At 44.2% G+C, this 12,656-nt stretch carries 9 protein-coding genes; 5 read left to right on the top strand and 4 right to left on the bottom strand.

The window, feature by feature from the left end; genetic code table 11:
* Positions 1 to 30 precede the first annotated feature (30 nt).
* Positions 31 to 1,914: a Xaa-Pro dipeptidyl-peptidase gene (locus DFO72_RS15730; RefSeq protein WP_113882902.1), complete on the bottom strand. Its 1,884-nt coding sequence runs from the start codon at positions 1,912 to 1,914 to the stop codon at positions 31 to 33.
* Positions 1,915 to 2,184: 270 nt separating this feature from the next.
* Positions 2,185 to 3,447 (bottom strand): YeeE/YedE family protein, encoded by a 1,263-nt coding sequence (locus tag DFO72_RS15725; RefSeq protein ID WP_181782318.1) that lies wholly within the window; start codon positions 3,445 to 3,447, stop codon positions 2,185 to 2,187.
* Positions 3,448 to 3,616: 169 nt separating this feature from the next.
* On the opposite strand from DFO72_RS15725, the gene DFO72_RS15720 reads away from it, so the two are divergent.
* Positions 3,617 to 5,047, top strand: a complete 1,431-nt coding sequence (locus tag DFO72_RS15720) for a polysaccharide deacetylase family protein (RefSeq protein WP_113882900.1) — start codon at positions 3,617 to 3,619, stop codon at positions 5,045 to 5,047.
* On the opposite strand, the gene DFO72_RS15715 is transcribed toward DFO72_RS15720, so the two are convergent.
* The gene (locus DFO72_RS15715; RefSeq protein WP_113883223.1) at positions 5,048 to 5,566 is read right to left on the bottom strand and encodes a GNAT family N-acetyltransferase; all 519 of its coding nucleotides are present in this window, start codon (positions 5,564 to 5,566) and stop codon (positions 5,048 to 5,050) included. It abuts the gene before it with no gap.
* Positions 5,567 to 6,007: 441 nt separating this feature from the next.
* Between DFO72_RS15715 and DFO72_RS15710 the strand changes: the two genes are divergently transcribed.
* Genes DFO72_RS15710 through DFO72_RS15700 form a run of 3 tightly spaced genes read left to right on the top strand, consistent with a single transcriptional unit; the run spans position 6,008 to position 9,480 of the window.
* On the top strand, positions 6,008 to 7,342 hold the full coding sequence (locus DFO72_RS15710; protein WP_113882899.1) for a spore germination protein: 1,335 nt from the start codon (positions 6,008 to 6,010) through the stop codon (positions 7,340 to 7,342).
* Positions 7,332 to 8,411 (top strand): GerAB/ArcD/ProY family transporter, encoded by a 1,080-nt coding sequence (locus DFO72_RS15705; protein WP_113882898.1) that lies wholly within the window; start codon positions 7,332 to 7,334, stop codon positions 8,409 to 8,411. The genes DFO72_RS15710 and DFO72_RS15705 overlap by 11 nt, the downstream gene beginning before the upstream one ends.
* Entirely contained in the window at positions 8,398 to 9,480 is a 1,083-nt protein-coding gene (locus DFO72_RS15700; RefSeq protein ID WP_113882897.1) for a Ger(x)C family spore germination protein, read from the top strand. Before DFO72_RS15705 ends, DFO72_RS15700 begins: the two co-directional genes overlap by 14 nt.
* Positions 9,481 to 9,879: 399 nt before the next feature.
* Here DFO72_RS15700 and DFO72_RS15695 read toward each other — a convergent pair whose 3' ends face one another.
* Entirely contained in the window at positions 9,880 to 10,320 is a 441-nt protein-coding gene (locus DFO72_RS15695; RefSeq protein ID WP_113882896.1) for a GNAT family N-acetyltransferase, read from the bottom strand.
* Between the two features lie 296 nt (positions 10,321 to 10,616).
* Here DFO72_RS15695 and DFO72_RS15690 point away from each other — a divergent pair, with 296 nt between their 5' ends.
* The gene (locus DFO72_RS15690; protein ID WP_113882895.1) at positions 10,617 to 12,584 is read left to right on the top strand and encodes a M6 family metalloprotease domain-containing protein; all 1,968 of its coding nucleotides are present in this window, start codon (positions 10,617 to 10,619) and stop codon (positions 12,582 to 12,584) included.
* The last annotated feature ends 72 nt before the right edge of the window (positions 12,585 to 12,656 follow it).

Genomic DNA, 12,656 nt, shown 5'->3' with positions numbered 1-12,656 from the left:
ACTTGCTGCAGACCCGCCTCTTCTATTCTATTAAAATCCAACTGCCTTTTTTCCGCCCACAACAGGAAGGCTGATATAACTTTGCCCAAGCTTTACTTCAAACGTGGCCCCTGTTGCTGATGGAATGGTACGTCTTCGATCGCTTCCGGCGATGATGATGCCGATTCGGTGACCTTCCTTAAAAACATAGTCTTCAGGCAAAACATCCCATTCAAACTTATAGCTCTTGCCCTCTTTTAAAGGGTCATCCTTCTCAATCGTTTTCCAGTTCTGCGGATCAAACCATCCTCTTGTCACGACTTCATATGGTGCTGTGTGAGCAGTTTTTTCTGTTTCTTTGTAACATGCATCATCTGTTAAAGTACTTTCTCCCCAACAGCTTTCTGTATTCAGAGTTCGGACTCCCTCTCCAGGGCCTTCATGATGAATGCGGGTATCCGTTCCATAGTCGACAATGAGAACTGTCAAATTAGAGTCTTCTTTATTGACCTTTGCCCGAAGTGAAATTTCAGGTATGCCGCTCATACGGACATCTTCTTCAAGCTGAGGAGATAAAAATGCCAGACGGTCGCTTTTGACAGCCATTTCATTGGTGACCATCTGCTGCTCGGTTTGTGCTGGGTTATCTGTAAAGGATTGCTGAAAATTGCCCTTCACAGGTCCAGTTGTCAGCATGCCATTTGTCTGATTATTCTCGCCTGGCGCTAATCGTATTTTAACATTTGCCGCATTTTGATCCGGCCACGAGGATTGGGTTTCCCAATTATCCGCACCTCTTTCAATATCAACGGCAGGCTCGTCCATAATGCCATTCTCGATGTCCATCAGCCAGTAATCGAACCAGCGATGCAGTGTATCAACCCACTCTGCTCTGCGGAAGTCGAATGGATCGACATGGCCAGTCTGGGTGAGCCACAGTTTTCTCGGAACCTCTTCTTTGGATAGAGCTATCCACCAATCCGCAAGGTGATTCATTTTCACATTGAAATCATTTAATCCATGGACTGCAAACACACTTGCTTTTACATTTTTTACATCCTTAACGTAATTTCTTTCATCCCAGAACTCATTATAATCTCCTGATGGATCATCTGCTTCCTCGTTCAAACGATCAAACACCGGCCTGCAGGCATCTTTGCGGGAGCTGCTGGCAACTCTGCTGGCCAAACCTCCAGGCCCGTTGTTGTAATATGTAAGTCCCTCATAGCGGTAATAATTGTACCAGCTGCTAATGGCCCCAATGGGAACGATTGTTTTTAATCCCTCTACGCCTGTAGCCGCTACCCCATTGGCCAGCGTACCATCATAGGACTTTCCGATCATGCCGACATTCCCGGTAGTCCAGTCCGCTTTCACTTCATTATTATTTTTATCCCACGCTTTTGCTCTGCCATTCATCCAGTCAATCACAACCCGGATGCTTTCAATTTCTTCATATCCGCCTGTTGTCGGACAGCCATCCGAATTATTGGTCCCAACCATTTCAGGCAAAGCGACTGCATAACCTCTCGGTACAAAATAATTATCATAAAATAGAGGGAACTTCTCATTAATGCCATCCTTGTCCCGATCTTTCACTTCACTTTCATTTCCTCTTCCAAGGCTTTCATAATATGGACTCGCATCCATAATCACAGGAACCTTCAGGCCTTCTTCTGTTTCCTTCGGACGTATGATATCCACGGCAATCCTGTCTGCTTTTCCGTTTTCATCCGAATCAAGTGTGGATTCGACATACACTGTCTCACGAATTGCCTCTTCATATGAATAGATTGGCTGAGACCTTAACTCCTCGATTCTCTGTGCAGGTTTTTCTTTCGCAGCAGCATTTCCAGGAGTGTAGGCAAATGATGATAAAGTCATAGAAATGACAGCTAACACAGCTGCAGGCTTGAGAAGTTTATTTCTTTTCATATAATCCCTCCTCTACTATTTGCCACTCATTATATTTCGAGTTTAGAAATATTAATAGATTACTTTTTCCTAAAATTCAATATTTTTCAAAAATTGTTACTCAGTTACTAATAGTAGGAAAGTCTTGGAAATGTCAGGATTCCTTTCAACGGAACGGTAAAGAACTAGTCGAGGATTAGCTGGGGCACCTGGAGAGTAATCATTTTGACAGCAGAAACTGATTTTTTTGACAAAAAAACCTGGCACTCATCAAGTGTGCCAGGCTTTCCATTAACAAACCGAATCCGTAGATTTCGGGTTCTTTAATCCAAACAGCGGACGGATGAACAGCGCAACGCCAGTACCAAGCATGGCCATGATGGCCCATACCCAGCCGTGCAGGCTGAAAGATGCGATTCCCCCGAAGTAGGCACCGATGTTGCAGCCGAATGCAAGACGGGAACCATACCCCATCAGCAGTCCGCCGACAATCGCAGCACCTGCGACACCCGGCTTGATTTTGCCAGGCTTGAATGTTCCCTGTGATGCCGCTGAAATGAAGGCACCAAGAATGATGCCGAAGTTCATAACGCTTGTAGAATCAGCAAGCACTGTATTTTTCAATGCCGCTAAATTCGGCTCTGATGCAAAATAGCCCCATGAGGTTACGTCGATGCCCATTGCCATCAGCGTTTTTCCGCCCCATAATGCGAATGCGGATGTGATGCCCCAAGGCGTTCCGCGGACAGTCAGAGTCAGCGCATTCAGCAATGCTAGCACAATCGCTGCTGCGAACAATGGCCAGGATCCTCTCAGAATTTTTTTCCATCCGGCCGTTGTAGGCAGAGCTTTCATCATTGGCGCTTTACGCTTTTTCGCGATTTGCAGAGTTACCCAATAGATCAATGCAAATAAGGCAAGCTGCAGAACCAAAGCTCCGCCGTAGCCGAGTCCCGTAGATGTAGCAAGGGAGATTGGCGGCAATGCCGGTGTTTCTTCCATCCAGAATGAGAAATGGTATGCTCCGATCGTGGAACCAGCGATGAAAGAAATCAGTGTCAGGATCATAGAGGATTGTCCTCCGCCTACCGAATACAAAGTACCGGATGCACAGCCATTCCCAAGCTGCATCCCGATTCCAAAAATAAAGGAACCAAACAGGACGCTAACTCCTACAGGAGACACATATCCTTTAGGCTCGATTCCTGTAAAACTAAAGCCGGTGCTTAAAATAATCGCAAATAATGCTGAAGCAACTGCCAGCATCAGCATATGCGCCTGCAGGCCCTGCCCGTTTCCGACGCTTGCAAAGCGCCTGAATGCAGATGTGAAGCCGAAGCGGGCATGAAGCAAGGTCATGCCGAGTGCAATTCCAATAATAAATAGAACTCCCTGTGTCATGTTCGCTGCATTTATAATGGAAATGAATAAAATGATAGCTGCAAGAACGCCAGCTGCAACAAAAGGCTTTTGAATTGGATTTAAGTTTGAAACAACTGTTGTTGGTGCCAAAACCCAGGATTTACTTTTTACTTCTACTTGAGCCAACCTCATTCACTCCTTTTCTTATCTTTTTAGTCGGATTAAAGTGTAATTTTAAACTATATTTTTTTAAAAGTAAATGGTGAATTTTTCACAAGCCCGATGATTTTCCCTTTTTTACCTGATATAATTATATATTTGGAGAGTCATAATTTTATAGACAGGAAAGGAAAGGATATCATTGCTTAAGCGGTTAAAATGGCCATCGTGGGTATTATTCAGCATCTGCGTTATGGGCATCTATTATTTCATCAGCTCTGGAACTGACACCAGCCTGCAGGCTTTTTCCAGAACAGAAACCACTTCCCCGGCAGCTTTCCCCGGATTAAACCTTGAAACCCGGACAAAGGAAACAAAATCTTATACCCTAGCGATCAGTACTCCGATCACTGAAATTGAGAATTTGAACAAACCCATGAAAGAATGGATTCAGACTCAGGAAAAGGATTTCCTGGAACTTGTGAAGGCAAACAGACAGGTGCTGGACAGCGAAGAATTCCGTGCCCATCTTAATATCAAGGCGGAGCCGAAAAAAGTATCCGATACCATGTACACCCTGGTATTTGAAGCCTACCAGTACAGCGGCGGCGCAAATGGGCAGGCCGCGGTCAAAACGTTCACTATCGACCTTGCGAATCAGAAAATGGTACAGCTTGCAGATGTGATCCGTATGGATGAGAAGTCCCTGACGACTCTCAGGACATTGATAAAAAACCAAATCGGCGAGAAGGAAGAACTCCAGGACTATCTGTTTGATGACATGCTTGACGAAGCTCTGGAAAATCCGTCTGGCTGGAAATGGTCACTGAGCGGCACGAATTTCACCCTTTATTTTAACGAATATGAAATTGCGGCCGGTGCAGCCGGAGCGGTCAAAGTGAAAATTCCAATCGAACAAATTCGTCCCCTCTTAAAGGATGAAATCGCCCAGCACTTGAAGCTCCCTGACATTCAGCTTCCTGAACCGGAAGTAAAGGAACCAGAAGCTCCTCCGCTGGATCCAAACGGCAAGTATATTGCCCTTACCTTTGATGATGGGCCACACCCGAAAGTCACACCGCTTATTCTGGATATTTTAAAGAAGCATAACGCAAAGGCTACCTTTTATATGCTTGGCAGCCAGGCGCAATTCTATCCTGCCCTCGCAAGCCAAGTGGCTGAAGAAGGCCATGAAATCGGAAATCACAGTGACAGCCATGCAGACCTTTCATCCCTCGGCGAAAAAGAGATCCGCAAAGAAATGGAGGAAGCCAGCGCCAAAATCAAAGAAGCAAGCGGCCAGCTTCCAGCAACCGTCCGCCCGCCTTATGGGGCAATGAATGAAGATGTGAAAAAAATTGCCGGAATGGCCCATACACCGCTTATTCTATGGTCGGTCGATTCATTGGACTGGAAAACACTCAATGCCTCGGCTATTCAAAAAATCGTGAAGGCCAATGCTGTGCCAGGCTCCATCGTCTTGATGCATGATATCCATAAGCCAACTGCTGAAGCACTTCCAGACCTGCTGACCTACCTTGAAAAAGAAGGCTACGAATTCATTACCGTCTCCCAGCTACTATCCCTGCAGGAGCAGGAAGTGACCGGTACGTTTTTTGGAAAACGGCAATAATCATTCAACAAGACGCTCAGGATATTCCTGGGCGTTTAGTTTTTGTCGTTCCCTGCTAGAAGATGCGACAGTATCCTGTTCATATAACTTAATGGAATCCCCGCTCGCCCCGTATACCTCTCCACTATGTGTCCAGCCGTATTTTTCATAATACCCTTGCAAATCCGTCTGTAGATGGAGTTTCTTAAATCCAAGCTTTGCCGCTTCTTCAATAGCATGATCAAGCAGCCGGGCGCCAATCTTCTTCCCTCTGCTGTTGGGATCAACGTACAGACATGCCAGCCACGGATGCAAATCCTGCCGGCTATTGAGGTCATTGCGGATTAACGCATACGTGCCTATGATTTCCTCATTCTCTATCCCTACATAAAACCTTGGGATGCCGTCCCCCGATTTCCCTGAATGGATCATGCAATCCTGATAAAAGCGGAAGTTTTGCTCATTCCCCCACTGTTCCCAGAAAAATTGAACTGCGCTATTAAATAAATGCAGATGTTCATGAACTGCGATAATATTCATTTGTCTTTCCCCCCGCATTAATTATTCCTCTTTAGTTTTGATAATTCCTTTTTTGGCGGCGGAACTCTCTTCGAAGAAACCCCGAGGGGGATTAAGGCTGTTTGTTTGCAGCAGGCTGATTTGAGGGGGCTATGTGGTTTGATTAGTACCATTCACGGATGTTTGCCAATGTAAAAGAAACTATACTGCTTGATTAGTGCCGTTCATGAACGATTTTTTGATAAAGGGTGCTCTTGTGCTCGATTCGTGTCCTCCCAAACGGTTTCCCTATACAAAGGGTACGATCCATCAAACTCTCAATCTTCAGTAAACCGCAAATCGCCCCCTGTTATCCATAACATAAGGTCCCTCGTTAAAACGCCAAATAAAGTTTATAGGGATAAAATTTTCCAGCAAGCGCAAAGTAATAATATTTATGTCTTTATAAAGGGGTAACCCGCAATGGATCGATTTATTAATGAAATAAAAGCAGAGCTTGGGAACAATGGCGATTTCCATCTTCAAAGGGACTATCTTGCGGATGCTGCCGTGATGCTGCTGGGATTTAATACACTCATTGATTTTATCAAAACAAGAACGGTGCTTCACAAGCATGCGGAGAGCATCCTTTTGCAGAATCAGCCTTCTGAGGATTTATGGGGGGCCATAGGGGAATTGATGGAAGGGGATGTCCTGAAAGCCATTTCATCCATTTATGAAGGCAAACTGATTATCCATTTTGAAAACACCTCACGGTTTATCATTATGGAGCCTGTACCCGCTATGCTCGATCGTTCGATTGATTCACCCACAAATGAAAATGTTATTCAAGGAGCATTGGATTCCTTTACAGAAGGAATCGATATTAATATCGGCATCGTCCGAAAACTGGTGAACTCGGACGAAATCAGAATCGACTCTTTTTCAGCCGGCCGCAGCCGCAAAAACAAACTATCCTTGCTGTATATAGACGGCCAAGCAGATATAGAACTGGTTAACAGCATTCGTAATCATATCGAAAAAAATATTCAAATGGAAGCCTATAATCTGCAGGGGCTGGCCAAAATGCTGGGGTTTCCGTCTTGGAACGCTATTTCAAAGTTTAATACAACCGAGCTGCCCCATCATGCGGTCCAGAATCTGAGAAAAGGAAAAGTCATTCTGTTCGTGGATCGCTTGCCTTTTGCGCTCATTCTTCCAAGTCTGTTCTGGGATATGTTTGCTGCTGAAAATGACCGGAATTTCCCCCTGCCCATCATGTTGGCCATCCGGCTAATCAGAATCATCGGCATTTTAATTACACTAATAACACCCGGGCTGTATGTGGCTCTGGTTTCCGTAAACCCTGAAGTCCTGCAAATCCAACTAGCTTTATCAGTTGCCCAAAGCCGTGAAGGGGTTCCCTATCCGGCTTTGGCGGAAATCATTTTCATGCTTCTTATTCTGGAATTAATCCTGGAAGCCAGTGTAAGACTGCCAAAATCCATTGGCCCCACCATTACAATGGTCGGAGGAATTATCCTGGGGCAGGCTGCCGTGGAAGCGAAATTAGTCAGCAATCTGCTGATCATCATTCTTGCCGCCACAACCATTGCCAACTCAACCATCGTCGGGTTTCAGAATTCTGTGTCCATTCGGCTGTTCAAATATGCCATTGTGATTCTGGGGGCGATATTTGGCATCCTGGGGCTGGTTGCCGGTTTGGTTTTCCTTAGCGCTTACCTGGCAAGCCTCAATACCTATGGCAAGTCCTATCTCTACTTAAATGTAAAGGGGAATGAAAACAATGGCGGATAAAAGTTTGCATGTCATGCTGATGTATGTCATCAGTCATTTGGGTCTTATTTTTTTTATGTATCCGGGCAATGTGATTTCAAGTACAGAGCAGGGCCATTGGCTTCCTGTTCTGTTAGGAGTGGTCATTCACTTCATTTTTATTAATATTTATATGAAGGGACTAAGCTATTTTCCGAAAAAAGACATCATTCGCATCTATGCGGGAATCGGAAAAGGGACAGCTATCCTTTTTATTGCCCCGGTTTTCTTATATTTCAGTATGATTTTATTGATAACGCTCCGGGCTTATGCCGAAATCATTACCATCGTCTTTTTATCAAAGACCCCTTTATGGGCCATCATGCTTTTATTGATATCCATTTCGACCTATATAGCAGCCAAAGGAGTCGAAACCATTTTTCGCACCGGACTTCTTCTATCCCTTTTATTTCTTCCCATCATTATCTTTATTTTCTTCACTTCTTTTCAAAACGTGGATTGGAGGTACGTGGTTCCTTTAGATGCAGATCTCGGATTCATTATAAAACGAACTTATTTGGAAAGCTTTTTTGCTTTCTCCGGAGGCTTTCTGTTTCTCGGCTTTGTTCAGCCTTATTTCTCCTATGACAGAAAATATATATTATGGGCCGCCGCCTTCCTTATTCCCTTTTTCCTTTTTTCAGTCTATATTCCGGTTCTGACTTTTGGTCAGGCCACATCAGCCACAACCTTCCTTCCATATGTTGTGGCCGTGGACGCCATCAATATTAATTGGCTGATGTTCGACAGGGTCACAATGTTCTTTCTGCTGAGCCTCATCTCCTTTATCATGCTTTACCTTGCCCTTGTGTCCTGGAAAGCAATCCGAATCTTAAGTCATTACCTTCCTTCCATTAAACCGGTCAAATTATTGCTCGCGCTGGCCGCTGCAGTCTATATTGCCTGCTTTTTTATTCCGGACTGGAAAGATGTCGAGAAATTATTTTGGTGGAATACGTTTCTCAGGTTCTATATTTTGATAGCCATTCCATTTTCACTCTTTTTCTTTGGACGCTGCATGAAAAGGAAGGGTATTGATGAATCCATATAATCTAAAATCTAAAGCCCCTATTACCGTCTGTCTGCTTTTGACAGTGATGATTTTAACTGGATGCTGGGACATTAGGGATATCAATCATCGGACACTTCCTGTTGTCCTTGGCATTTCCACCATTGAAGACGATCAATACAAGGTTTTTCTAAAAATTCCTGAGCCTGTGGAAGGGTCTATGGAAGTAAAGATAGTATCCGCTACAGGGGAGACCATTTCCCACGCGGTCGATGTCATCAGCCGAAACATGGAGACCAGCGTTGACCTGCTTCATGTAAAAGTAATCATGATTGAGCGGAAAACAGCGGAGGAAGGCATGAAAGACATCATCGCCGGTTTCATGAGATCACGGGAAGTTTCCTCAAAAGCACTCGTCACGATTTGTGACCAGAATATGGATGAGTTTTTTTCCAAACTATCAGAATCAAAGAATCTTAAAGGAACCAACATGTTCGATTATTTCGAAAAAAACGCAGGCTGGAACCCGGAAATTGCCCTTACAAGAATATGGGAAGTTTACCGCAGCATCCATTCCTATACACGCGATGTGGCCATCCCCCTGATTGTTACGGGAGATACGACAACTTACGAACAAGTAGGCTCTGCCGTAATTAAAAATGGTAAGATGGTGGAGCAGATCAGCAATGACGAAACCCTGCTATTCAATGCCTTTAACGATGAAAGCACCCATGGACAAATTGAAGTTCTGAATCACGCAAGTGTCATGATCATCGGCAACTCCATGAACCACCATACTGACTTGACTGATAAACAGCCAGTATTGCAGAGCCGAATAAATCTAAAGGTTGTCGTCCTCGAGACAAGGGGCAAAACATCAAGTGATATGATCAAAAAAGAATTGAGCCATCTCCTGTCAAGTCGATTCAGCAGCATGTTAGCCAATCTCCAGGAAAGCGAAGCAGATATTCTGGGCTTAGGACAATTGTATCGTACTAAAATCGACCGGAACGAGCTAAAAAACTGGCGGTCCGTTTACTATCCAAATTTGAAATCTGATATCCAATTTCAGATAGACATTCAAAATGAAGGGTATTTAAGAACAACCTGATGGGACAGTATACCTGGCCTTTTTCTGGTCAGGGGGGGATTAAGCATGATTATTAAGACCGCTTAATGTCGGTTGGCTAATTTAAGGGAACCATTCGGTTTATTTAGTGCCGTTCGTTGTCAGTTTTCTATTTAAGGAGAACTATTCAGCTCGATTAGTGCCGCTCATAATCAATTTCTCATTGAAAAGAAACGATTTCACTCAATTAATGCCATTTAAGAACAATTGCTCGTTGCGAAGGATAGCATTCCATCCGATGCGTGATGTTCACAAACAAATTCCCAGCAAGCACAAAGGGAACAATCCCCCACATTCGATTACCCATTAAAAAGACGGGATGAATAGAAATTATCAAACTTTCGTGAACAAACAAATAAAGGCTGCCCATTTTCGGCAGCCTCAGTTATGTAATCGTTTCTCCAGTACTATCTTATGCAATCCTTTTACATCCGTATAAGTTTCAATCACATCAAATCCATGCTTAATATTTAAAATCAGCATGCTTCGCCATATATTCATTGTCTTCGTCCTAACCACTTTATATCCCGTTTCTTTTAGGTATTCATGCTGCTTTTCCATCAGCATGGAAGCAACACCGTTTTTCCTGTAATCAGGGGCCACTCCGCCCAGCCAGCTATAAAACGTAACCTCATCAATGGCATACCCCATTTTATACCCGATCATCTTTTCTCCATCCACAGCCGCCAGTACCAGCAATTGGGGTTTGCTTTTCATTTTGCTCACCAAACCTTCAGAATCACCGAATATGTTTTTATGAAGTTCTATGATTCCACTTAATATGCCAGCATCTGGCATCGTGCAAAGGATTGTTAATTTCATCTTGTCCCTCCAGTTTTTATCAAAGACTATACTATTCCTTCAACCAAATTGTCATCAATCCTTCTTTCCTATGTAAAACTTCTAAATTCTTCCCCGCCATTTTTAGGTTAGCAACTCTATTAATTAAAGGATACCACTGCACGCATCGGGATATTTTCGACAAATGTCGGGAGATGACAGGTATCATTATTAGGACTTCTATATCATTTTGAATATTTTAAATATTTTATATTTTTAATAACGAAATAAAATTGTATAATTTACCAGAATACTAGAATTAAGGGAGGCGAAATAAGTTGAAGCAATTGAAAAAGTCTTTTATCTTGATGGTTACATTTCTTTTACTGACAGTCTCTTCTGCAGCATATGCAGAAAAGCCAGGTCTCGAAGATTTCCCGGATCCTGCAGATGCGCAGTCATGGGAGCTTCCTGAAAATATGGCCTGGGAAGATTACCGGCCCGTTCCGGGAATTGACTGGCGCACGGCTGATATTGAGCCTGAAAGAGTATTAAGGGGAGCACTTGTTATTGTCGATTTCCCTGACCGGGAGTTTATTTTAAGTCAGCCTGAAGGTTCTGAAGTGGCAGGCAACCCCATTGGCACCGGAAATATTCCACGGGATGAAATCGGCCAGTTTTGGGTGGATTTCCTGAACAAGCCCCAGCCACTTAATCATTATCGGACGATTAATGAATATTGGAGAGAAAATTCATATGGCAAATGGGCTGTGGAACTGGATTCATTTGGAACTTATCGGATGGATCATAATGAATTCCAATACGGACTAAACGAGTTTGGACAGCAAGCAAATATGCCAAAAGAGTACGAGGCAAAAAGCTTAAGAACTGAAGCTATGGAAAAAGCAAAAGCTGATATGGCAGCTTCAGGCAAGGATTATGATTTCACCTTCATCCTGCATGCCGGATATGATGAGTCAGGTGTCTGGCAGGAGTTTGGGGAAATGATGTTCCAGACACCTGAAGATGTAGCAAAGGAATTTGGCCCGCCTTTTGAAGGGTTCCCCAATTCCGCCAATACACGCTATGTTCCTTGGACTTCCTGGCTTGCTGCGAAAAGCATCTGGTCAAGTGCCAGCCGTGGGGTTTCGATCCAAGGCGAAAATGATGGAATGGGCACCTTCGCTCATGAATTTGGCCATATTATGAACTTAGGGGATAACTATAACAATCCATATGGAAAGCCTGTTTCCCGCTCTTATTCCGGACCTTGGGAATTAATGAGCCGCGGAAGCTTTAATGGGCCTGCAGGGCCGCATACACGCTGGATGGTACTCCCTACTCTAGGCGGGTCAGCGCCGTCCCATCATATGCTCCGGAACAAAATCAAGCAAGGCTTCTTATCTGAAGACCAGTATCTGAACATCAGCCGGGAAGAATTGTCAGAATCCGGGCCTGTGTTTGCAGATATCCTTGCACGTGCCGTGCCAGCCGGGGAAAAATTTGGCCGTAATGCACTTAATGGCATTAACATCAGCATGGAGGATCTGACTCCGAAAAACTCGCTTGAGGACGACTGGCGTGCTGATATGCAGCGCGGGGAAAAATGGTATAACAACTATACTGTTGAAGTTGTTGACCGAGTAGGATTCGACTCTTTCACTCCAGATTCCGGCGTTCTTCTTGCAAAGACAAAAAATACTGAAGCAGCACCAAACATTTGGGTCATCGACTCACATGCCGAAGACATTAACCAGGTTGACTTTAAACGTCCTGACGGAACAGAAGCCATGTATTCCAAAGGTGATTATAGGCAGCTTTCCGATTCCCTCTTTAAGGCAGGTACTGCTGATGGTGTTGTCAGCGAATATAAGGACGAGCATAATCGGCTTCACTTTTACATTTTAAATAAAAAGCTCGATGATCAAGGGGCACTCTCCTATCGAGTCGCTGTACGACATATGGATGACTCCGGCTTGTTTACAAGAGGAGTTGCTGCAGAAAACAGCAAAGTCCAATTTGCCGCTCCTGGCAGGGTTGCAGCCTATTACTTTAAGGTAACCAATACGGGCAATGCAGCGGAACTTATCCGCCTCGATGCAAATACCGAAGCTGGATGGGAGCTTATGCTCGAGCATAATGTCATTGAGGTGCAAGCCGGCGAAACCGTGGAAGTTCCAGTTTACGTGAAAATTCCAAAAAACAAGCCTGTTCCAACAAACCTTACATTTACTAGTACATCTGAAACAGATCCCGCCAAAAAAGATACTATTACACGCCGGGTTGGTCCAGGGGCAGGGAAATAATCTATACCCAGACACTCATTGCCTTCTCCAGATTACATTAGAAGGGACAGGCCCCGCCTGTCCCTTTTCATT

The sequence above is a fragment of the Cytobacillus oceanisediminis genome (genome assembly GCF_004366035.1).
Taxonomy (GTDB): domain Bacteria; phylum Bacillota; class Bacilli; order Bacillales; family Cytobacillaceae; genus Cytobacillus; species Cytobacillus oceanisediminis_C.
Note: the sequence above shows the minus strand (reverse complement) of the source record. Positions and strands in the feature narration are given on the sequence as shown.